Source organism: Arsukibacterium sp., assembly GCF_041616895.1.
Taxonomy (GTDB): Bacteria; Pseudomonadota; Gammaproteobacteria; order Enterobacterales; family Alteromonadaceae; genus Alishewanella.
Genome location: NZ_JBFJPY010000007.1, coordinates 24032 through 45851, shown reverse-complemented (window position 1 = coordinate 45851; position 21820 = coordinate 24032). Strand labels below are relative to the sequence as shown.

Genomic DNA, 21820 nt, shown 5'->3' with positions numbered 1-21820 from the left:
CCCCTGTGTATTTAACATCAGCATCAACAGATAAAACGTTAGGCGAACTGAAGTAACGTAGCCAGCTTAACTATACGCTTGCGCTTAGAGAATAGCCTGAACTTTTTGGTTTTGCAGACAACATTAAGCCGCTTCGGCTTATTTACGATACACTATGTTAAGACAAAAAAAGGAGTTGCTATGCCACGTTATTCTGCTGATTTTATTAAAGCCATGCCAAAGTCTGATTTACACCTGCATTTAGACGGCAGTCTGCGGCTGGACAGCCTGATTGAAATGGCAAAACGCACGGATACTAAGCTGCCTTCGCAACATGTTGATGGTTTAAAACAGCTGGTGTTTAAAGATAAATACCAAAACCTGGGTGAATACTTACACTGTTTTCAGTACACCTGTGCAGTATTGCGTGACCCGGAGAATTTAGAGCAGGCCGCGTATGAACTGGCGGTTGATAATCAGCTGGAGGGCGTTAACTATATTGAAGTACGTTTCGCGCCGCAGTTGTTAATCGATTTAAGTCGCGGTATCGATTTTGACCAGGTAATGCATGCGGTGAACAATGGTTTAAAGCGGGCAAAGGAGCAATATAACTTTACAGAAGAAGTGCTTAGCGGCAAAAAACCGCCTTTTGGCTATGGCATTATCAACTGTGCGATGCGGATGTTTGGTGATAAAGGCTTCTCGCCTTATTACACCAATCTGTTTCAGCTAATGCGCGACTTTGCGCCGATGGATGTAATTAAACTGGCTGCAATGGAGCTGGTGCGGGCCAGCGTGCGGCTACGTGATGAAAATGGCATGCCAATAGTGGGCCTCGACTTAGCGGGGCAGGAGTCGGGCTATCCGGCCAGTAAGTTTAAAGAAGTGTACGAATATGCTCACCAGCACTTTATGCTGAAAACCCTGCATGCCGGTGAGGCTTATGGTGCAGAAAGCGTATTTGAAGCCATTACCGAATGCTATGCCGATCGGATTGGTCATGGTTATTCGATGTTTATACCAGAGATGATCCACAGCCCCGAAATTGTGGATAAAGCGGCGTATATTCGTAATCTGGCCAGCTATATCGCCGACAAACGCATTGCCATAGAAGTTTGCCTGACCAGTAACCTGCAAACCAACCCGCAACTTACCGATATTCGTCAGCATCAGTTTAAAGCCATGCTGGATAACCGGATGGCTACGGTGATTTGTACCGACAACCGCCTGGTCTCCAATACCACGGTGTGTAACGAATACCAACTGGCGCTCGACAACTTTGACATTCCGCTAAAGCGGTTAAAAGATATGGTGGCGTATGGCTTTAAGAAGAGTTTTTTTCCTGGCAGCTATGTCGAAAAGCGTCAGTATGCGAAAAACTGCCTGGATTACTTTGACCGGGTGGCTAAGCAGTATGGCTTTATATAATTAAAACAATGAAATATTAATTTTGTCGCAAAAAGCATACAGCTTATGTCATTGATTAATAACATATAAATATTAAGGCGGATAATAGTGTCTCTAATAGCAGACACTATTAACTAAAAGATAATTTTTTAGAGTCTGAAAATGGCATAATCAATTGATATTAAAGGTAAATAAAAACTTGGCACAACACTTGATATACCTAAGGTAATTACCGGAGGTGTGTTATGGATTTATTCTTAGTATTTATCACGATGTTTCTGGTTGCCAATATGATGCTAGTGGTGACAATGTTACGTCGGGTTGATTTAAACAATCCCAGTGTTCAGGCCTGGGAAGCGCAAAATGCACCTGCACTGTTGCAACCTGCCACCGCGGTAAATTATGTGCCAGCTTACGTGCCTGAAGCGCAGTAAGCCCACCGATATTCCCATGAGTTCAGCTTCTTGCTGAATGCTTGTTCAGGCCAGCCCTCCTTGCTGGCCTGTTTTTTTTAGTTAAACAGGTTATGCTAACGCTAACTTTTTCTGAGTTTAACTGCCTATGCGCTTCCCTTTGCAAACCGCTTCGCTGCGTCAACTGGTTATTCTGAGCTTTTTGCTGGCTATGATCCCGGTTGGGGTGCTGATGTGGCAAAGCCATAAAGCCTTGTCAGGCTTAAGCCGGTTTGCGACCAGTGAGGCAGAGCGTGCCGTGATCAGCGTACGCCGGGCTGAAAATATGCAAAACCTGGTGGTGGATATCGAACGGGCGGTCCGCCAGTATGCGGTAGTGAAAACCGACGCACTGGCCCGGGTGGCGCAAAGCCATATCAGCAATCAGCAGGCCAGCCTCAGCGAGCTCTGTAACGATTTACCGGAACTCAGTGATTGCTTGCAACAGCAGACAGATTTACAGCAGTTAGCCGCTCAGTTTACAGAGCTTAGTGGCCCCCCGCTGGAACTGCAGTTGCAGCAGATCAGGTTGCGCCAACAGCGGATCAGCCAGCAGATATGGGATTTGCTGGAGCAGCGGTTGCAAAACCAGCAACAGCTGGTGCAAAACGCGCAGCAGCGTCAGGCTTGGCAAACGGTAGCATTGGTGTTGCTGACCTTGTTGCTGGTGCTGTGGGCGTCGGGTCGGGTAGCAGCGCCCGTGCAAAAACTGGATAAAATGATCCGGGCCATTGGCCAACAGCAGCATTTTCCCGACGGTAAGCTCGAAGGGCCCCGCGAGTTATCGGAGCTGGGAGAGCAATTGCGTTGGCTCAGCTCACGCTTACAGCAACTGGAGGCGCTGCGACTTATTTTACTGCGCCATGCTTCTCATGAATTAAAAACGCCGTTATCCAGTATCCGGGAAGGTTGCGCGCTTCTTACTGAACAATTACTAGGCCCACTAAACCCCCAGCAACTGGAGGTAGTCATGCTGCTTAATGGCAGCGCTGACCGCTTAAGTCAGTTAACCGAGCAGTTACTGGATTACAACCGGCTGTTGCAGCAAGCGAAACCCGAGTTAAGTCGACAAGTACCGCAGCAACTGTTACAAACGTGTTTTGCCGACCACGCATTATCGTTGCAGCAGCGTCAGCAGCAAATTAAGTTGGATTGTCAGCTAAGCAGTATCTACACCGATGACACGTTATTTCGGCGCATTCTGGATAATCTAATCAATAATGCGCAGGCTTATGGTGCAGAAAGTAGTCCGGTTTGGGTTAAACTTTATAAAAAAGACGATATGTTGGTGCTGGATGTCGCTAACAATGGCGCCCCTATTCCAACCGCGTTGCGTGAAAAACTATTTGAACCCTTTCAGCGTGGTACGACCCCAAGGTTTGATGCAATCCAGGGCTCAGGCCTTGGGTTGTCGATTGTGGCTGACTGTGCCCGCCTGCTCGGTGGCCATGCTGATATTGTTGATGTGGTATATGCGGATGTGTGTATCAGAGTGCGCTTACCACTGTTAGAGGAAAAGTAACATGAGAATTATGCTGATCATACTGCTGGTTACGCTGTCAGGCTGCCAGCTGTTAAAGCAGCAGCCGCCTGCAACAGAACCCGAAGCAGAGCCGGAAGTAGCCGAACAACCTGCCTTAGCACAACCGAGCGAACCGGTCAGTGAAGGTGCGTTAAGCCTCAGTGATGATGCGGCTACTTTACAAGCCTGGGTGAATTACCGAGCCAGCATATTGCATAACCTGACAGCATGGCGCGAAGCGTTAACGGAACTGGCCGAACCCGACCAGGTACAGACGCTGCAGCGGATTATGGTGCAACTGCATCCCGACATCCCGTATCTAACCCGGCTGCGGGTGCAAATGCAGTTAGCGGAGCAAATTGCCATACTGCCACCGGGGCTGGCAGCGCTTTTTAGCTGGGATTTAACCTTGAATCAAAAATTGCTGGAAACGGAGTCGGCAGTCAGTGCCCTGACCCGACTCAATGCCCAGCAGCATGAAAATATTGAGCGGCTGCAGAAAAAGAACAAAGATTTGCAGAAAAAAATTGATGCGCTTACCCAGATTGAAGCGCAACTTAATCAAAGTATCAACGGGGGCATATAGTGGCCGACCCTAAACCGCGTTTATTGTTGGTGGATGACGACCCAAGCTTATTGCGGCTGCTGACCTTAAGGCTGGAAGGTGAGGGGTATCAGGTAGTAAATGCTGATTGCGCAGAAACAGCGTTGACTATTCTGAATAAACAGAGCTTTGATGTAGTGCTAAGCGATTTGCGGATGCCTGGTCTGGATGGCATGAGTCTTTTCGATGAAATTGCAAAGCGTTACAAGGGCCTACCGGTAGTCCTGATGACTGCCCATGGTTCAATCCCGGAAGCGGTAGCGGCTACCCAGCGTGGCGTATTCGGGTTTTTAACCAAACCACTCAACAATGCAGAGCTGCGCGAAATCCTGCAACAGGCAGTTCATCAGTCGGTGCCTGAACAGGCCGACTGGCGCGAGGAAATCGTCAGCCGCAGCCCGCTAATGGCAGCTTTGCTGGAGCAAGCCTATCGGGTGGCGCAGCGCGATGTCAGCATACTGATTACCGGTGCTAGTGGTACTGGCAAGGAGTTGCTGGCCAAAGCGATCCATAAAGCCAGCCCACGAGCCAAGCAGCATTTTGTGGCAATAAACTGCGGTGCGCTGCCAGAGCATCTGCTGGAATCTGAATTGTTTGGCCATAGCAAAGGTGCTTTTACCGGGGCGGTGTCAGAGCATGGCGGGCTGTTTCGCGAGGCTGACGGCGGTACACTGTTTTTAGATGAAATTGGCGATATGCCGGTGGCTCTGCAGGTAAAATTATTGCGCGCCCTGCAGGAGCGACAGATCCGGCCGGTAGGCAGCAGTAAAAGTATTCCGATAAATGTCAGAGTGCTATCGGCTACTCATCGTGATTTACAACAGGCAATGGCTGAGGGCAGTTTTCGGGAAGACTTATACTACCGGTTAAATGTGGTTAACCTGCAATTGCCTGGCCTGGAGCAGCGTCCAGAAGATATTCCGTTACTGGCGCGCCATGTGTTGGCGCAAAGCGCCGAGCGACATAATGTTAAAGTCACCCGGTTTGCTGACGATGCACTGCAAACCCTGGCAACAGCCAAATGGCCTGGCAATGTGCGGCAGTTGGTCAATGTGGTTGAGCAATGTGTTGCACTTACTCATAGCCCGGTGATTGGCCAGAGCCTGGTTGAGCAGGCGTTGTCGCAAAACAGCAGCTACTGGCCAACGTTAACTGATGCACGTGACCAGTTTGAACGTCAGTATTTAGTTCGGGTGCTGAAAATGACTGAGGGCAATGTCACCCGCGCTGCGGACCTGGCAGGGCGCAATCGTACTGACTTTTATAAATTATTAAAAAAACACGATCTTAGTGCGGCTCAGGTCGCTGCTGAAGACGAAGAGCTGGAGTAAGGCTACCGCCTGTTTTACACTTAGCACTTTTTGACAGAGGAAACGGTAATGAGTGCCATAACGCCCCCCGATGCCCAATTGGCAGAAGATGCCGAAAACCCGGAGTTGCGAAAAGCGAAAATTATCAGTGAGACAGCCAGGATCAACTGGCCGCAATTGCAGAAATTTTATGCCGCAGGCTCGGTAGTGACGGTCAGTGCCGAACATGACCTGGTAAACGTGGCGTTTGCCTTTAGTGCCGACGATAAAGCGCAGGTAGCCGACTGGCTGGCACAGGGTACAGTAGAGCGGACAACTGAGCAGCAGGCGCAGCAATGGTTCGATAATAACACTGAGCTGTGGGCTGTGGTCATTTCGCCTTGGGTTCTGGTCCAGGACAAACCCGTGCAGGTTAATTAACAACGAAGACGTGGGGTTGTCTATGGCAACGTATAAAACGATCGAGAGTTCAGAAATCACCTTATCGCAATTGATGCTGCCGTCTCATTCTAATTTCAGCGGCAAAATTCATGGTGGTTATTTACTGTCGTTAATGGATCAGATTGCGTTTGCCAGTGCCTCAAAATTCAGCGGCAGCTATTGTGTCACAGCCTCGGTCGATCGGGTGGACTTTCTAAACCCGATTGAAGTGGGTGAATTAGTCACCTTAAAAGCCTCGGTAAATTTTGTGGGCACTACCTCAATGATGGTAGGGATCCGGGTCGACGCTCAGAACATTCAAACGGGCATTATCAAGCACTGCAACTCATCATACTTTACGATGATCGCTAAAGATGAAGGTGGCGCTACTTTACCAGTACCAAGATTACGCTTAACCAGTCGGGAACAGGTAATGCGCTATTTAAAAGCGGCCGAGCGGATCAGCGCACGTAAACAGCGGATTGCCAGTGAGCCATTTAACGGTGATCTAGCTGCCGCGCTGGCTTTTATGGCCAGCGACCACGCTGATGTTGACGTCAAGGCGCTTAGTGCTTAAGTCATGACGGCCAGGTTAACGGTTTAACTGCGCTGCCAGCCATTGGTGCAGGCCTTGGGCCAGTTGTGGTGTCAGCTTACCTTGTACCCCTCTGGCCTCTGGGGGTATATGAGCCAACGGATCTGCCGGATTACATAAATAATGCTGCAACATGCTTTGCCAGGCTTCTTGCTCACCCGGCGCCATATGATTAAACGCCTGTATCGCATGCAATAGCATCGGCAAGGGCAGGGCGCTGGCAACATAGGCATTGCTCCACCAGTAATTTACCAGCACATTAAAATCACTGAGCGAGGTGACGCTATGCCACCATGGACTTGGGATATAAATGGCATCGCCTGCATCTAATTCAACCGATAAGCCGGCCTGATAGGCGTTGGCGTACAGCGGATGTGTCTGTAAATCAGGCTGTTGTAAATTAACCATACTAATTGGCTGGCCGGCCGGAGTGAGATCAAGCGGGCCAACGTATAAATTGGCGACCTGCTCAGGCGGAAACAGGGTAAAACGCCGTTTGCCTGCTGCCACCACGGCAATATTACTGGCTTCGTCAAAGTGAGCCGGCACGGTTACCCGGGTGCCCAGCCAGATAAAGGGCTTAGGGCTGGGGTTTAGCAGGGGGTTGGTTAATTCAGGCAACAAAGCGCTGAAGTTATCTGCCACCGGCACACATTGCACACAATAATGCGGGCTGTCTGCAGCACCAGCTTTTAGCATGGTATCAATCGCCGTGTTAAGCGGCCGCTGACTGGCACTAAAGTTCATGCCATTGATGTCCGTGTTGTAGAACAACCGACCGCCAGTATCGGCAGGCAGGCTGACCAGCTTTTGTGGCTTATTGTTACTGCGTGCTGTCAGGTAAGCCGCGGCCTCTGGCAGCGATTGCTTGGCCACTTGCACCAGCGGCCAGTGTGCTGCAAAACCACGCAGTACCACCGGCCGGTAATGATCCGTCACCTTTTCGGCAAAATTGGCCGCAGTTACGCCGCTGACTTCTTTGGGCGCCGGTAAATTTTCCAGCGCGAAACGCGGCTGCCTGTTTGGTTGGTTATTAGCCATTTATTCCCTGCATTAGTAACCTGCTGCCTGGCCATCTTTGCGTGACTCTGATGCGCCAATATAGGTGCCATTTTCGTGATCTTTCATAATGGCCTGATAACCACCATAACCGCCTAAGCCATAACGCACGTCGTGGCCTTTTAACATCAAATCACGCACTGTGCTGTAAGGTACACCACGCTCTACCTCAATATAACCACCATTAGTCAGGTACGTATCCTGGCCGTCGGTAGGTTCGGTATTGCCTAAATGTTGCCAGCGCGCAGCATCGCCAGCTTCTTGCAGGTTCATACCGTAATCAACCATATTGATCAGAATTTGCACATGCCCTTGTGGTTGCATGGCGCCGCCCATTACGCCATAGCTGACCAGCGGTTTGCCGTCTTTGGTAATAAAGGCCGGGATAATAGTATTAAATGGTCGTTTGCCGGGTTGGTAAACGTTAGCGTGGTTTTTATCCATCGAGAACAACTGGCCGCGGTCCTGAAATACGAAGCCCAGTCCAGGCACTACCACGCCTGAGCCCATGCCACGATAGTTGCTCTGAATTAACGACACCATATTGCCGTCTTTATCGGCAGTGGTCATGTAAATAGTGTCGCCTTCATATAAATTTGGATTACCGGCGTCAACGCGTTTTGCTGCCCGATCGCCAATCAGTTTCGCCCGTTCGCGACCATACTCTGCAGAGATTAAACCTTGCAGTGGTGTTTTATGAAAATCCTGATCGGCATAAAATTTGGCGCGGTCTTCAAACGCCAGTTTCTTGGCTTCAACCAGGGTATGAATGCTTTGCGGAGTATTAAACCCCATAGCTTTCAAATCAAAATTTTTAAGAATTTGCAGCATTTGTAAGGCGGCGATGCCCTGGCCATTTGGCGGCAGTTCCCACAGGGTATACCCTTTGTAATCTACCCCTACCGGCTCTACCCAGGTAGAACGATGGTTAGCGAAATCGGCAAAGCGCAGATAACCGCCGTTGGCTCGCATAAAACGGTCAATCTGTACCGCGATCTCGCCGTTGTAAAAGGCGTCGCGGCCGTCTTTGGCCAGCGCTTTGTAGGTATTGGCCAGCGCCGGATTTTTAAAGATCTGGCCTTTCGCCGGCGCCTTACCATCAATGGTAAAGGTGCCTTTAAAATCACCCGGCTGCGGGCTTAATACTGGAACTGAACGGTTCCAGTAATAGGCAATAAGCTCAGTTACCGGAAAGCCCTGTTCGGCATAGTTGATGGCGGGTTGCAGGATGCTGGCCATCTTCAGTTTGCCAAATTTTTTATGCAGTTCAAACCAGCCATCCACCGCGCCTGGCACGCTGATTGGCAGCATACCATGTGGTGGTAAGTCGGTGCGGCCAAGCTGTTCCAGCTCATGGGCCAGCATGTCATAACTTAAACTCAGCGGCGAACGGCCGGAGGCGTTTAACCCATGCAGTTTGCCCGTTTTAGCATCCCAGACTATGGCATATAAATCACCACCGATGCCATTGCCAGTAGGCTCCATTAAGCCGAGCGCGGCGTTTGCAGCTATGGCTGCATCAATAGCGTTACCGCCTTTTTTCATGGTATCCAGGGCAATTTGGGTGGCCAGCGGGTGGCTGGTGGCGGCCATTGCGTGTTGGGCAATCACTTCTGAACGGCTGGCAAAATCATGGCCGGTAATGCGGTCATAAGCGTTGGCAGCAACGCTGGCGAGTAAAGTGGCACTGGCCAGCAGGCTAACTGATAGGCGTAATTTCATCATAGTTACCTTTGTTATGGTTTATGCCACGCTAGCTGTTGCAGAGTTGAATAGCCAGTGGCTTTCGACCAACGACCCCTGGTTAACGGTCAGCTGGCTCGAATAAATGTTCACCAAGCGCTTTTTTCTGCTGCGCAGTTAAGGGTTGGGCTTGCTGTTGCTGATAATCAAACTGTACCATTACCGTGGTGCCAGTGGCGCATTTAATCCCGTTTTGCCATGCTTGCTGATACACGTCAAAGGAGCTACCGCCAAGGCGGCTGATAAAGGTACGAATTTCTACTGGCTCCCCATACTGAGTTTGGGCATGATAGTCGATAGTGACTCTGGCAATGATTAGTGGCCATTGTTTCAGATTAAGCTCTGGGGTAAAAATACGAAAAAGCGCCGTACGGGCCCCTTCGAACCACACGGCAAAAACGGTGTTATTAATATGCCCCAAAGCGTCGGTTTCAGAAAAGCGGGGCTGGATAATTTCACTAAACATAACCAGGAATTCTCATGACAGATTTTATAGAGGTGTACGATAATGCGTTAAGCCCGGACTTTTGCCAACAGCTAATCACGCATTTTGACAACAGTCCGCATGTGGTGGCAGGACGCACAGGCGCCGGGGTAGATACCAGTAAAAAAATAAGTACTGACTTATATTTAAATCAGCATCCTGAGTATCAGGCAGCCTTACAACACATTGTTGATGTCACCAGCCGTTATGCCGCTGAATATTTTGCCAAGTATCATTTTGCTTTAATCGCACCGGTCGGTTTAACCATAAGCCATCCAAAAACGGGCCAGCCGCTGCCGATTACCCATGATAACTATGCTGAATTTGGCGCCCCTAAAGCCAGTGATTTTATGCGAACCTTATATCGGTTGGGGCCGATACAGGCGCAGAAATACCAGGCAGGCAAGGGCAATTATAATTACTGGCACTGTGAGGTGTATCCGCAGTTACCTGACAATGAGCCACTGCACCGTACCTTGTTATTTATGTTCTATTTAAATGATGTGGCAGAGGGCGGCCAGACCGAGTTTTACTATCAGAATAAAGCGATCAGCCCGAAAACCGGCCGGATGGTTATCGCGCCAGCCTACTTTACCCATACCCACCGCGGCTGCACGCCGGTTTCAAACGACAAGTACATCTTAACCAGCTGGATTTTATTTAACCGTGCAGAGCAGTTATATGGGCAACCAAAACGTTGAAAAAAGCCGCATATTCTGCGGCTTTTATGAATGTTGCTTTACTGTGCTGTCCGCTTAATCATTTTTAAATGCGGAATATCATCTTCCAGATAAGGTTCGCTGGCACTTTCAAAGCCCGATTCCTGATAAAACTGTTGTAAGTAGCACTGAGCAGAGATATGAATATCCATATCCGGCCAGTATTGCTCGGTGACTTCCAGGGTTTTGTCCATTAACACCCGGCCCAGGCCAAGCCTGCGGGCCGTTTGTGACACACACACCCGGCCAATGCCAGGAAAGCCTGGGAAACTGACGTCCGGTGCTAATACTCGTGAGTAGGCGATAACTTTGTCGCCCTTCTTTAAAATAATATGGCGGGTTTGCGGGTGCAGATCCTTATCGTCCAGTTCAGGATAAGGGCAATTTTGTTCTACCACGAATACATCCACCCGCAACTGCAACATTGAGTACAGTGTTAAGGTGTCCAGATCGGCAAAAGTCTGTACTTGCCATTGCATACACTAAGTTCCCTTATTTCCTGCGCTAACGCACTGTTAAAGAACTATATCAGAGGCAACCCTTGCTGCGCCAGTAGCCTGTAGCAAACAACAAGGCGCTGTCGCAGCAAATATCACAAAAATGCTATTTTACTGTAACGGTTTTGCCATTTATTGCCGGTTAAATAGAGCGGCCTAATCATCCGTACTAATCATCCGTACCAAGCCGGAGCAATAATAATGACCGCCAGCAAAAGCAACCAGAATGTAGTGTCCATCAGTATCGATAACTCGGGCGTTGACCCGCAAACCAATTTTTCGTTAAACCCCACCTTCGCCGCAATAGTTGACAGCCGAATGGCCAGGCGCAATTTTATCAAGGGCAGCATGGGCGCGGCGATGGCAGCCTTTCTGGGCAGCACCCTCGCTGGCTGCAACAGCAATAGCGATGACACTTCGTCGGCCGGGCCAACCGTTCCGCCGGTTACCAGCGCGCCGCTATTGGGCTTTGCTGCTATTGCCACCAACCGTGCCGATACCATTACCGTGCCAGCGGGCTATACAGCCAGGCCGTTTCTGCCCTGGGGCACGCCGCTTAGTGGTAGTTACCCGGCCTATCTGGCCGATGGCAGCAACAGTGGCAGCGAGCAGGAGCAACAGGTAGGCATGCACCACGACGGCATGCATTTTTTCCCTATCGACAGCAGAACCAGCGCAGAAAATTCAGCAGAAGGCCTGCTGGTGTTTAACCACGAATATATCGATAACAACCTGATCCACCCCAACGGTATTACCACGGTACCGCGCCTGGCTGACGAAGTGCGAAAAGAAGTAGCAGCACATGGCGTAACGGTGGCTCACATTCAAAAACAAGCCGATGGCAGCTGGGCGCTGGTCAATAACAGTCCTTTTAATCGCCGTATTACTGGCGCCACACCAATGGAGCTGGCTGGTCCGGTGCGCGGCAGCGCGAAAGTGGTTACTAAATACAGCCCGGATGGCCATCGCACTCGCGGCACTTTAAATAACTGCGGTAACGGCTATACGCCCTGGGGCACGTATTTAACCTGCGAAGAGAACTGGGCGGGTTATTTTGTTAATACCGATGCGGAGCAACCGCGTGAGCACCGGCGCTACGGCGTACCGGCCAATAATGGCCGATACTTATGGGAAACGGCCACTCCGGCCGCTGATCAGTATCAACGTTTTAACGCCAGCACCCTGGCGGCAGATGCCAGTGCGGATTATCGTAACGAACCCAACACCTTTGGCTGGATTGTCGAAATTGACCCGTTTAACCCCGACAGCGTGCCGCAAAAACGCACTGCACTTGGGCGCTTTGGTCACGAAGGCATTATTTTCGGTAAGCTGGAAGAGGGCAAACCGTTGGTGTTTTATTCCGGTGATGATTCACGTTTTGAATATATCTATAAATTTGTCTCGGCTGCACCGTATTTTCAGAACACGGCCGGTGGCCATTTACTGAACGACGGCATTTTGTATGTTGCGCGCTTTAACGATGATGGCAGCGGTGAATGGTTGCCGCTGGATCTGAATAATCCGGATTTTGTAGCGAAGGTCGCTACTGCAGGGGGGGTATTTGCTGATCAGGCGGATGTGCTGATTAATACCCGATTAGCAGCTGATATTGTCGGTGCCACCAAGATGGACCGGCCAGAATGGGGCGCGGTACACCCTGAAACCGGTGAAGTTTATTTTACCCTGACAAATAACAGCCGGCGCACTGAAGATCAATTGGATGCGGCTAATCCCAGAGCAAATAACACTACTGGCCATATTATTCGCTGGCACGAGCGCAACAGCCAGGAAGCCACGGCCTTTGACTGGGATATTTTTCTGCTGGCGGGTGATGTTGGTACCGCAACGCCAGACAGTGAGCTGACCTTAACCGCAGACAACCACCTGGCCAGCCCCGATGGGTTATGGTTTGATAAAAATGGCTTACTTTGGATCCAGACCGATATGAGCGGCAGCCAGCAAGGGGAGGGCCCCTATGGTAATAACCAGATGTTGGTGGCCGATCCGGTAACCCGCCAGATAAAACGGTTTTTAGTGGGGCCAACCGACTGTGAAGTCACCGGCATTAGCGCCACCCCGGATATGAAAACCCTGTTTGTAAATATCCAGCACCCGGGCGATCGCTCCGCACCCGATAACTTTACCAGCAACTGGCCAGATGGCGGCAATAGCCGGCCCCGCTCGGCTACGGTGGTGATTACCAAAGACGACGGCGGCGTGATAGGAAGTTAGGTTACTTGTGATGCGTTACCGATAAACCGGCAGACACGCTGCCGGTTTGTTGTGTGTCGCTGTAGCGTTGCTCAGCGCTTTTTCGGGATCCAGGCCCAGGTCATTTTGGCGTGAACCGGCTCTACGCCGACGCTGTCAGTGATGGTTACCGCCACCGTCACTTCGCCTTTTTCATCGTTATGCATCGCGGCAATTTGCTCTGCTGTAAGGCTTGCTACCGCGGTTAAGTCGCCGGTTGAGCGTTTTATATAATCAACTTGCATTTGCTTTAGCAGCGGTAATTTGCTGTCGGGCAGATGAATGCCGACTAAAAAGCCAGTGGCTGATTCAGCCAGCAAGCCTGTGGCGGCGGCATGCACCGAACCAATGTGGTTTTGCGCCTTTTTGCGATTTTTTAAGCGCAGCACTGAGCGAGTGCCTTTCAGTTCTAACACTTCGACCCCGGCAGTACCGGCGAATTTAATTACCCGGCCAAATACCGTCGTTAAGGCAAAAGCCTGCAGTGCTTGTGGCAGCTGGTAGCATTTGCTGACAATACGTTGCAGCTTGTTAGGTTTAGTGGTCGCGGGCATGGCAGAATCGGCTTGGCTCATTGTGGTCTGACCTGATAATAATTTCGGTTACTATGCCTTTGGCCAACGTGATTTGCAAGCGGCCACGGCTAACACCTTAAACCGCGAGCAGCTGAAATCGCTAACACCATAGCTCACTAACCGGGGTATCGGGGCTGAAGCGATGACAAATTTGTGCTTGCAACAATTCGGCACTGGCAATGGCATCAGTTACCGCATGATGTGGCCGGTAAGGCGGCAGGTTGTAACGGTTGCGACTGGCATCCAGCCGGATGGAAACCGGCTGGCGTTTGCGTATTTTATCCCACCAGCTGAGCGGTTTTGTCCGGTATAGGCGGGCTTCCAGCTCCAGGGTATCAATCACCGGAAATAAGATACTCTCACCTAACCGCACCTTAACACTGGCAGCGAGAAAATCGCGTTCTATCTGTCGGTAATGAACTACTGCGATCTTGCCGGCGAGTAGGGGTAGCAGCTCTGGCAATACCGCGCTAAGATCGGGCGCGCTGCTGATTTCTGAATGAGTGATCCGGTGCACGGTAACTGAGTCGTCACTAAGTGCAAAACGGGGTTTTAACAACCATTGCCGTGCCTGAGAGCTGAATATAACCTGCAGATTAAACGGCACCATGCCAATACTGACAATGCCGTTATTATCGGCACTAAGGCCAGTGGTTTCAAAATCAATAGCGACCAGTGGTACCTGGCTGATTGGCGTGCTGGCAGCTACCATGCCTGTGCCGTAAAATTGTTGCAGAAGTGGGTGCGTAACGATCGCTGCCTGTTGCTGGTAATAAAGCTGCCAGTCGGGGCTATTGGCGGAGGGTACGCGCGCGCTTTGCTGGTTTGGACCCAGATAAATCATCGTTGGCTTAGGCCTTTAAATGAAACTTCATAAACTTTTGGGCGTTGCTCAGTACCTGAAATGCTTCTTTTAAATGCTTGCGTTCAAATTCTGATAGTTGCTCTGGCAGCACATTATTATCAGGCTCTTTACCCTGGCTTAGCGCTGCCGCCTGATGGCGAATGCGGGTCATGGCAATGACCTCAAAGGCGTCACGCAAGTCTTCGGCCCGCCCCTTAGGCATAACTGCTGCGGCGGTAATGTCCTGAAGCCGGCTGTAAGAGTTACTCTCTGTAGAGCCAATAGCCAGTGCATGCACTCTGATTAAATCGACAAAGGGCGCAGTGCCCCGCCTTTTAATATTTAAGCTGTTGTTTTGTTTGCCATCTTGCTCCATCACAAAGTCTTTAAAAAAGCCCAGTGGTGGCGTGCGGCTCAGCGCATTGCGGGCCATGCTGGCCAGAAAAAGTGGTTTTTTTCGGGCCAGATTACTGACTAACCGTTGCAATTGTTCGGCCCACTGAGTTTGGCCCCAGACGCCATCGATATCAAAAAAAATCGAACTTTGCAGCAGCCGTTCAGCAGTTGGCTGCTCTATCCAGCTTTGAAAATACTGCTGCCATACTTTTAGCGGCTGGCGCCATTCTTTATTCGTCGCCATCACGTTACCTGTACAATAGGTATAACCGCAGGCCGCCAGACCATCAGAAACAAAGGTTGCCAGCTGCTTAAAGTAGCTGCCATGTAACTTGGCATCAAAGCGATTATCCAGCACCAGCGCGTTGTCTTGATCGGTCAGAACCAATTGCTCATCACGGGCCATCGATCCCAGCGCTAAAAAGCAGTAGGGCACTGGCGGAGGCCCCAGCTCAGCCTCGGCCAGTTCCAGCAGCCGCTGCTTAAAGCTGCGGCCAATAGCGGCCATGGCGCTGCCAATCATTTGCGAATTGGCATCTTCGTTTACCATCCGCACGAAACAGGCGTGCACATCGGGTACCAGTGTCTGCAGCTCTGCAATCGTTTGCTTTCGAAAAATACGGCTTACCACGTACAGGCTGTTTTGTGATTCAAAGCGGATAATATCGGAAATGGCGATAACGCCAACCGCCCTCTGCTGTTTTACTACCGGTAAGTGGTGTAGATTATGGCGCAGCATCAGCATCATTGCTTCAAAAATATACTGTTGTTGCTCGATGGTAATGGGGTTAGCCGACATAATTTCGGTAACGGGCGTTTCAGATTTTAAACCCGGTGCCACCAGACGGGCACGGATGTCCTTGTCAGTGATGATACCGGTGAGATGCTGATCTTGATCCAGGATCAGCAGCGATGACACACTTTGCTCGGTCATCAATTGAGCGGCTTGCCAGACGTTAGCATCAGAGCTTATCGATACAGGGTCCCTGCTTAACAGCGTACCGACCGTAGCACCGAGCAAATCGGCGCGCGCCTGGCTGCTGGCTGTACTGGTCTTACGCCGCTCACTATCACCCACCTGGACATAGTCAGCAAAAAACTCATTTTCATCAAACAGCTGCTGAAATACCTTATCCGGAATAAAGTAAATCAGGGTGTCTTCTAACGCGGTAGCCGGGAAACGCACTTTGCCACCACGCAACAGACCTTGCTCTGCAAAAATACCTCCCTCGCTTAGTCGGTTGTATAAATCACCATTGCGGCGAAACGTTTCAACTGCGCCACTTCGCACCATGTGCAGTGCGTGCAACGGCTCGTTAAAACGCAGGATATCACTACCCGCCTTGAAATATCCGATATCAATACTCAATGCCACTTGCTGTATTTGGTCAGCTGGCAGCTCTTGAAACGGCGAATACCGTTTCAAAAACTCCAGTATTTCAATCTGCTCTATTTCCACGGGGCGTGTTCCATTGATAGGCCCGCTTAATTGCCGCGTGGTTCAGACATCAGGCCTTTTACTACCGCTACGCAGGACGCTAACAGTACTAAGGTAAACGGGAAGCCGGTTGAAACCGCCATGGCTTGCAACGCTACCAGACCACCACCCAGAATTAAGGCAATAGCGACCAGGCCCTCGAAGGTACACCAGAACACCCGTTGCGGGGTTGGCGCGTCCACTTTACCGCCAGCGGCAATGGTATCAATAACCAGAGAGCCCGAGTCTGAGGAAGTAACAAAAAACACCACCACCAGAATAATAGCGATAAAAGAGGTGATGCCAGCCAGCGGCAGCGCATCCAGCATGCTGAATAGCTGCAATGGCAGGGCCGCTTCAACTGCTGCCATATAGCCGTCCTGCACAACCTGGCTAATCGCCGTGCCGCCGAAAACGGTCATCCAAAGTACACAGGCCAGTGATGGAATAAGTAGTACTGATACTAAAAACTCACGTACGGTGCGACCGCGTGACACCCGGGCGATAAACATACCAACAAAAGGCGACCAGCTAATCCACCAGGCCCAGTAAAAGGCGGTCCAGCCCTGGGAAAAGTTAGCATCTTCCCGGCCCACCGGATTAGCAAGTTCTGGTAAATATTGAAAATAAGCGCCTAAATTGCTGACGAAGCCAGTTAAAATAGCTAAGGTCGGGCCAACAATAATAACAAACAGCAACAGCAAGGCCGCCAGCGTCATATTAATTTCAGATAATCGTTTTACTCCAGCTTCCAGGCCCGCCAGTACAGATACCAGGGCTATCATGGTAATACCAATAACCAGTAATACCTCAGTGGTTATGCCTTGCGGCCAATTGAACAGATAATTTAAGCCAGCACTCGCCTGCGAAGCACCCAGGCCTAAGGATGTCGCCAAACCAAACAAGGTGGCAAATACCGCCAGAATGTCAATAATATGTCCCGGCCAGCCCCATACCCGCTCGCCGAGCAAAGGGTAAAATACGGAGCGAATTGTCAGTGGCAAACCTTTATTAAACGAAAATAACGCCAGACCTAACGCCAGAATGGCGTAGATGGCCCAGGGGTGCAGCGCCCAGTGGTAAATAGTGGCGGCCATGCCAAGCCGCTCAGCCGCCAGGGCATCACCGGCGGCACCGGCCAGTGGCGCCCAGTCGGTACGCACGCCATCTTCCATCGTGGTGCCGGCCAGGGCACTGTTAAAATGCGATAGCGGCTCGGACACACCGTAGAACATCAGACCGATACCCATACCTGCAGCAAACAGCATCGAAAACCAGCCTATATAGCTGAAATCAGGGGTGGCTTCAGTGCCCCCTAACCGCACTTTTCCCAAAGGTGAAATAATTAAGCCCAGACACAACAGCACAAAAATATTTGCGGCGCTGATAAAAAACCAGTCGAGATTGCTGGTAAGCCAGCCGCGCATGTCGCTGAACAGGCTTGCTGCCTGCACATGAAAAATAAGGGTAAGCAGCACAAAAACAACAATGCTTAGCCCGGAGATCAGGAACACTCGGTTGTGAATATCCAGACCAAAGGGTCCGAGCTTCACCACGATATTGTCCTGGCCTACCTGATAATCGGTATCAATCGGATTAACTTTGCCATCTGGGATCATCGGATCCTTTTCAGTTGTCATTATTAGGTCCTTGTTTTTATTTTAAAAATAATAGCCGATGTTAATGTTGAAACGGCGCTCGGTTTCGCTACTGTCGCCAATGGCACTGCCGCCGACAAAGGGTTGGTTTTTGGCATGCACCAAATCGAAATAGGTGAACAAACCGCCTGCAGCAACTGAGAAGCCGGTTATGTTCATCATGGTGTCGCGGCTGCCATCAGACTTGTCGTATACCAGGCCATAGTTATTGTAAAACTGCAGACCGGTTACCGGACCCCACTCAACGGGGACACTGTAAGCCAGGTTTACTGTGGCCGAGGTGGCTTCGGCGGCAATAGAATCATAAAAAGCATAGGCGCCAACGGCCATTTGTTCTACACCGTCAATATCGTACTGATACTGGGTGTATTGCAGTTGCAGATTCCAGTTATGGTAGTAGCTGTTGCTGTGCAGCGCCCAGGCGTTATAATCTCCGGCCCGGGTCTGGCCGTTATGCAGGCCACCTGCCAGCGCGGACACGCCAAGTTCGGTTTTCAACTCGCCATGGCTAACGTGATAGCCAAAACGGCCACTTAAGGTATTGTACTCACCCAGCGGCTGGGCCGGATCATCGTATATGCCGTCACCGGGCAGGCGGGCACCGACAATATCATAGGAGTAGCGGTCGGCTCTGCTGCTGACATAGCCATCTACGCCACCTAATTCATCATTTTTAAAAAAGCCTAAATCCAGTTGCCAGTTATCACTAAGTTGACGTTTAAATAAAATCCCTAAATCGTGATCATCTTCCAGCCCGAGGTAATAGTTGGTACTGAAAAACCAATTGTGAGAATTGTAAGGCCAGTTACCAAACGGCACCTGAGTAATGCCGGCCTGCACTTGCCAGTCGTCAGTAAACTGATAACCAACATAGGCATATTTGACGGCGGTCATATAATCAAAAAAGCGAATTTCGGCGTTTAGCAACACATCGCCAATACTGCCTTTTAAATTCAGCCGGAAAATATCAAAATCAAAATCGCCGCCGCGGTCTTTGTTGCCATCACTGTAGGAGGTATGGCTGTAATTGGTGCGAATAGCCCCGCCAAGTTTAATGCCGTCTTCTTTTTTACTGGCAGCTGGCTCGGCCTCGGCTACCGCCAGACCACGGGATTGTTGCTCAGCAAGCTCTGTTTGTTGTTCTTGCTCCACCAGACGTGCTTCCAGCGCGGAAATTTGAGCTTTTAACAGTTCAAGTTGTTGCTTTATTTCGTCTGTTTCGGCAGGAGTGGCGGCAAGCGCGGCTGGTGATACAAAGCAACCAGCGGCAGCGATCAGGGCGATTCTGCAGTGGGTTTTCATAAACGGACCTTTTAGTTAGAGGAACAACGGATGACGCAGAGGCTATAAGGATAGACTAATGAGCAAGTTATGCCAAACCGGTCTAGATCGGAATGGCTGGTTTAGCGACTCGATAACACTGGATTGTGACGTTTCACAGCATAAATTAAAAGATATTGGCAGACAAATAGCGATCGCCCCGGTCGCAGATAATCGCGACTATTACCGCATTATCATGTTGCTCAGCCAGCTGAATGGCGGCATGCACTGAACCGCCGGAACTGACCCCGGCAAAAATGCCTTCCTCTTTTGCTAAACGACGCATGGCGGTTAGCGCATCATCCTGACTGATATCAATAACTTGATCGACCCGGCTTTTTTCAAAAAAGCCAGGCAGATAAGCCTCAGGCCAGCGCCGAATGCCGGGAATACTGGCCCCTTCAGCTGGTTGTAAGCCGATGATCTGTATCTCGGGGTTTTGTTCTTTTAAATAACGCGACACCCCCATAATGGTGCCGGTGGTGCCCATACTGCTGACAAAATGGGTTACCTGCTGCTGGCTTTGCTGCCAGATCTCCGGTCCGGTGCTGGCATAATGTGCCGCCGGGTTATCCGGGTTATTAAACTGATCCAGCACAATGCCCAAGCCTTGTGCCTGCATCTGCAAGGCTAAATCGCGGGCGCCTTCCATGCCTTGCTCTTTGGTTACCAAAATAAGCTCTGCACCATAAGCCCGCATACTGCTTTTGCGCTCTTCAGTGGCGTTATCCGGCATAATCAGCGTCATGGCGTAGCCTTTAATGGCGGCCGCCATCGCCAGGGCAATGCCAGTATTACCACTGGTGGCTTCAATTATCCTATCCCCAGGCTTAATATCGCCACGCAACTCGGCCTGCACTATCATATTTAGCGCCGGCCGGTCTTTTACCGAGCCCGCTGGGTTATCACCTTCCAGTTTTAGTAAAACGGTGCTGTTGGTGTGCGCGGCCATTCGCTGTAATTTAACCAGCCGGGTATTGCCAACTTCATGCTCAATTGTAGGAAACATCATGGTAAAACCGCCAAGGAACGAATAACAGAATGGCGTCAGTTTAACGCAAAGCGGCTTGGCTGTTAATGGCTTAGCCTACGCAGGTTGTCGCAAATAACCGCTGCGGCAATGCCAACATTTAACGATTCAGCGTCGCCAAAGGCCGGAATGGTAATTTTACGGCTGACATGCTGGCCGACATCGCTACTGATGCCGTTGGCTTCATTGCCCAGCACAATATAGCCACCAGCTGTCTCAAGCTTTAGCTGATGCACATTGTCACCGCCCAGGTAGGCGCCGTATACCGGCATATTGGCATGAGCCAATGCCTCTGCCAGCGGCAGGTAATGCAGCTGCACCCGTAAAAACGAGCCTTTGGCAGCGGCAATCACTTTCGGGTTGTAGCAATCTGCGGTGTCGGGCGAGCATAGAATATGTTTAATGCCATACCAGTCGGCAATACGAATAATAGTGCCCAGATTCCCCGGGTCGTTAATATTATCCAGCACCAAAGTCCAGCTGGCAGGGCTTGCGCTAAATAGCGGCCAGTGTGGTATTTCCACGACGGCCAGTGCCGCGTCGTTACTGCTGAACGTGCCTACTTTAACCAACTCGTCGCTGCTGCATGTTTGCATCAAAGCGGCGTTAACAGCTTGCGGATGCTGCTGCGCAAACGCTTGCGTAGCAAACAGCGCGCGTATCGGCCAGCCTGAGGCGAGTACCTCTAACACCGCTTTTTCACCTTCAACAAAAAAAAGCTGCTCGGCTTTGCGGTACTTTTTCAGGTGAAGCGATTTAATCAGCTTGGCCCATTTATTACTTATCATATTTCTGGCTTTTTTCGCGATAAATTAAGGCTATTTTAACCAGTCTTTCTGGTGCTGTCTGATTTTATCAGCGATAAATTAGTAAGTCTGACCTTGACTGTGCTCCCGGGCGTCTCCAGATAAGGGGTAGTAGTATGCAACCTTTCGACGCGGGTAGGGTCTGTAAAAAGAGTCCCGACTCAGTGTCATTATCAGGAGTAGTCTATGCAAATTCAAATTAACAGTGATCGTAATATTCAAGCCGATGAGCGGCTGGCCGAGTTTGTGCGCGAAACATTGCAGAATAAATTAAGTCGGTTTGCCGACCATGTTACCCGGATTGAGGTGCATTTAAGTGACGAAAATGGCCATACCAAACACGATGGCAACGATAAACGTTGCCTGTTAGAAGCCAGACCGGAAGGAATGGAGCCTATTGCCATTACTGAGCATGCGGCAACCGTTGGCCAGGCTGTCAGTGGCGCTGCCGACAAAATGCAGCGTAAATTAAGTTCGGCCATTGGCAAGTTACGGGACAAACATACCCGGGCTGGTAGTCCGGATTTCTCTGAACCCGAGCCGGCAGATCCGGTAGATGAAGTAAGCTAATTACAAACGTCAGATTTTCGATTTTTAAAAAGCCGCAGGTTAGGTTTAGCCTCTGCGGCTTTTTTTTAGATTAACGCGCATTTTGCGCCAGTTAGTATTGACC

At 50.4% G+C, this 21820-nt stretch carries 21 protein-coding genes; 10 read left to right on the top strand and 11 right to left on the bottom strand.

All coding sequences use genetic code 11. The features are described 5' to 3' along the window. Positions 1-180 precede the first annotated feature (180 nt). From ABY802_RS02625 to ABY802_RS02595, 7 genes are all read left to right on the top strand, one after another. Positions 181-1407: an adenosine deaminase gene (locus ABY802_RS02625; protein ID WP_372625452.1), complete on the top strand. Its 1227-nt coding sequence runs from the start codon at positions 181-183 to the stop codon at positions 1405-1407. Between the two features lie 224 nt (positions 1408-1631). Then, positions 1632-1820 (top strand): hypothetical protein, encoded by a 189-nt coding sequence (locus ABY802_RS02620; protein WP_372625451.1) that lies wholly within the window; start codon positions 1632-1634, stop codon positions 1818-1820. Positions 1821-1959: 139 nt separating this feature from the next. After that, positions 1960-3360: a sensor histidine kinase gene (locus ABY802_RS02615; RefSeq protein ID WP_372625450.1), complete on the top strand. Its 1401-nt coding sequence runs from the start codon at positions 1960-1962 to the stop codon at positions 3358-3360. Position 3361: 1 nt separating this feature from the next. After that, entirely contained in the window at positions 3362-3946 is a 585-nt protein-coding gene (locus ABY802_RS02610; protein ID WP_372625449.1) for a hypothetical protein, read from the top strand. Continuing rightward, positions 3946-5295, top strand: a complete 1350-nt coding sequence (locus ABY802_RS02605) for a sigma 54-interacting transcriptional regulator (protein ID WP_372625448.1) — start codon at positions 3946-3948, stop codon at positions 5293-5295. The genes ABY802_RS02610 and ABY802_RS02605 overlap by 1 nt, the downstream gene beginning before the upstream one ends. A 48-nt stretch (positions 5296-5343) precedes the next feature. Further along, entirely contained in the window at positions 5344-5694 is a 351-nt protein-coding gene (locus tag ABY802_RS02600; protein ID WP_372625447.1) for a DUF2288 domain-containing protein, read from the top strand. A 22-nt stretch (positions 5695-5716) separates the two neighbouring features. Next, entirely contained in the window at positions 5717-6271 is a 555-nt protein-coding gene (locus ABY802_RS02595; RefSeq protein WP_372625446.1) for an acyl-CoA thioesterase, read from the top strand. Positions 6272-6286: 15 nt separating this feature from the next. Here ABY802_RS02595 and ABY802_RS02590 read toward each other — a convergent pair whose 3' ends face one another. The 3 genes from ABY802_RS02590 to ABY802_RS02580 all read right to left on the bottom strand — a co-directional run bounded on the left by ABY802_RS02590 (position 6287) and on the right by ABY802_RS02580 (position 9557). After that, positions 6287-7330: a cupin-like domain-containing protein gene (locus tag ABY802_RS02590; RefSeq protein ID WP_372625445.1), complete on the bottom strand. Its 1044-nt coding sequence runs from the start codon at positions 7328-7330 to the stop codon at positions 6287-6289. 12 nt (positions 7331-7342) lie between these two features. Then, positions 7343-9073 carry a gamma-glutamyltransferase gene (gene ggt / locus ABY802_RS02585; protein ID WP_372625444.1) on the bottom strand — a complete coding sequence of 577 codons (1731 nt, stop codon included), beginning with the start codon at positions 9071-9073 and terminating at the stop codon, positions 7343-7345. A 79-nt stretch (positions 9074-9152) separates the two neighbouring features. Further along, positions 9153-9557 carry an acyl-CoA thioesterase gene (locus ABY802_RS02580; protein ID WP_372625443.1) on the bottom strand — a complete coding sequence of 135 codons (405 nt, stop codon included), beginning with the start codon at positions 9555-9557 and terminating at the stop codon, positions 9153-9155. 14 nt (positions 9558-9571) lie between these two features. Here ABY802_RS02580 and ABY802_RS02575 point away from each other — a divergent pair, with 14 nt between their 5' ends. Next, the gene (locus tag ABY802_RS02575; RefSeq protein ID WP_372625442.1) at positions 9572-10276 is read left to right on the top strand and encodes a 2OG-Fe(II) oxygenase; all 705 of its coding nucleotides are present in this window, start codon (positions 9572-9574) and stop codon (positions 10274-10276) included. A gap of 38 nt (positions 10277-10314) precedes the next feature. Here ABY802_RS02575 and ABY802_RS02570 read toward each other — a convergent pair whose 3' ends face one another. Continuing rightward, positions 10315-10773, bottom strand: coding sequence for a GNAT family N-acetyltransferase (locus tag ABY802_RS02570; protein ID WP_372625441.1), 459 nt, complete (start codon positions 10771-10773; stop codon positions 10315-10317). A gap of 219 nt (positions 10774-10992) precedes the next feature. Here ABY802_RS02570 and ABY802_RS02565 point away from each other — a divergent pair, with 219 nt between their 5' ends. After that, the gene (locus tag ABY802_RS02565; protein WP_372625440.1) at positions 10993-13023 is read left to right on the top strand and encodes a PhoX family phosphatase; all 2031 of its coding nucleotides are present in this window, start codon (positions 10993-10995) and stop codon (positions 13021-13023) included. A 71-nt stretch (positions 13024-13094) separates the two neighbouring features. Here ABY802_RS02565 and ABY802_RS02560 read toward each other — a convergent pair whose 3' ends face one another. The 7 genes from ABY802_RS02560 to ABY802_RS02530 form a co-directional block, all read right to left on the bottom strand. Continuing rightward, the gene (locus tag ABY802_RS02560) at positions 13095-13616 is read right to left on the bottom strand and encodes a DUF4442 domain-containing protein (RefSeq protein ID WP_372625439.1); all 522 of its coding nucleotides are present in this window, start codon (positions 13614-13616) and stop codon (positions 13095-13097) included. 100 nt (positions 13617-13716) lie between these two features. Continuing rightward, positions 13717-14460 (bottom strand): 3'-5' exonuclease, encoded by a 744-nt coding sequence (locus ABY802_RS02555; RefSeq protein ID WP_372625438.1) that lies wholly within the window; start codon positions 14458-14460, stop codon positions 13717-13719. Between the two features lie 7 nt (positions 14461-14467). Next, on the bottom strand, positions 14468-16315 hold the full coding sequence (locus tag ABY802_RS02550) for a putative nucleotidyltransferase substrate binding domain-containing protein (protein WP_372625437.1): 1848 nt from the start codon (positions 16313-16315) through the stop codon (positions 14468-14470). A gap of 26 nt (positions 16316-16341) precedes the next feature. After that, a complete protein-coding gene (locus ABY802_RS02545; RefSeq protein ID WP_372625436.1) occupies positions 16342-17973 on the bottom strand; it encodes a BCCT family transporter in 1632 nt (543 codons plus the stop codon). A 21-nt stretch (positions 17974-17994) separates the two neighbouring features. After that, the gene (locus tag ABY802_RS02540) at positions 17995-19293 is read right to left on the bottom strand and encodes a porin (protein WP_372625435.1); all 1299 of its coding nucleotides are present in this window, start codon (positions 19291-19293) and stop codon (positions 17995-17997) included. Between the two features lie 145 nt (positions 19294-19438). Continuing rightward, positions 19439-20323, bottom strand: a complete 885-nt coding sequence (gene cysM / locus ABY802_RS02535; protein WP_372625434.1) for a cysteine synthase CysM — start codon at positions 20321-20323, stop codon at positions 19439-19441. Between the two features lie 62 nt (positions 20324-20385). Next, positions 20386-21129: a TrmH family RNA methyltransferase gene (locus ABY802_RS02530; RefSeq protein ID WP_372625433.1), complete on the bottom strand. Its 744-nt coding sequence runs from the start codon at positions 21127-21129 to the stop codon at positions 20386-20388. Between the two features lie 204 nt (positions 21130-21333). On the opposite strand from ABY802_RS02530, the gene ABY802_RS02525 reads away from it, so the two are divergent. After that, positions 21334-21717, top strand: coding sequence for an HPF/RaiA family ribosome-associated protein (locus ABY802_RS02525; protein ID WP_372625432.1), 384 nt, complete (start codon positions 21334-21336; stop codon positions 21715-21717). Positions 21718-21820 lie beyond the last annotated feature (103 nt).

Coding starts and splice junctions, on each gene's coding strand:
- ABY802_RS02575 (WP_372625442.1), top strand. CDS start 9,572: ATGACAGATTTTATAGAGGTGTACGATAATGCGTTAAGCCCGGACTTT.
- ABY802_RS02555 (WP_372625438.1), bottom strand. CDS start 14,460: ATGATTTATCTGGGTCCAAACCAGCAAAGCGCGCGCGTACCCTCCGCC.
- ABY802_RS02620 (WP_372625451.1), top strand. CDS start 1,632: ATGGATTTATTCTTAGTATTTATCACGATGTTTCTGGTTGCCAATATG.
- ABY802_RS02625 (WP_372625452.1), top strand. CDS start 181: ATGCCACGTTATTCTGCTGATTTTATTAAAGCCATGCCAAAGTCTGAT.
- ABY802_RS02580 (WP_372625443.1), bottom strand. CDS start 9,557: ATGTTTAGTGAAATTATCCAGCCCCGCTTTTCTGAAACCGACGCTTTG.
- ABY802_RS02525 (WP_372625432.1), top strand. CDS start 21,334: ATGCAAATTCAAATTAACAGTGATCGTAATATTCAAGCCGATGAGCGG.
- ABY802_RS02540 (WP_372625435.1), bottom strand. CDS start 19,293: ATGAAAACCCACTGCAGAATCGCCCTGATCGCTGCCGCTGGTTGCTTT.
- ABY802_RS02570 (WP_372625441.1), bottom strand. CDS start 10,773: ATGCAATGGCAAGTACAGACTTTTGCCGATCTGGACACCTTAACACTG.
- ABY802_RS02545 (WP_372625436.1), bottom strand. CDS start 17,973: ATGACAACTGAAAAGGATCCGATGATCCCAGATGGCAAAGTTAATCCG.
- ABY802_RS02600 (WP_372625447.1), top strand. CDS start 5,344: ATGAGTGCCATAACGCCCCCCGATGCCCAATTGGCAGAAGATGCCGAA.
- ggt (WP_372625444.1), bottom strand. CDS start 9,073: ATGATGAAATTACGCCTATCAGTTAGCCTGCTGGCCAGTGCCACTTTA.
- ABY802_RS02590 (WP_372625445.1), bottom strand. CDS start 7,330: ATGGCTAATAACCAACCAAACAGGCAGCCGCGTTTCGCGCTGGAAAAT.
- ABY802_RS02530 (WP_372625433.1), bottom strand. CDS start 21,129: ATGATAAGTAATAAATGGGCCAAGCTGATTAAATCGCTTCACCTGAAA.
- ABY802_RS02560 (WP_372625439.1), bottom strand. CDS start 13,616: ATGAGCCAAGCCGATTCTGCCATGCCCGCGACCACTAAACCTAACAAG.
- ABY802_RS02565 (WP_372625440.1), top strand. CDS start 10,993: ATGACCGCCAGCAAAAGCAACCAGAATGTAGTGTCCATCAGTATCGAT.
- ABY802_RS02595 (WP_372625446.1), top strand. CDS start 5,717: ATGGCAACGTATAAAACGATCGAGAGTTCAGAAATCACCTTATCGCAA.
- cysM (WP_372625434.1), bottom strand. CDS start 20,323: ATGATGTTTCCTACAATTGAGCATGAAGTTGGCAATACCCGGCTGGTT.
- ABY802_RS02610 (WP_372625449.1), top strand. CDS start 3,362: ATGAGAATTATGCTGATCATACTGCTGGTTACGCTGTCAGGCTGCCAG.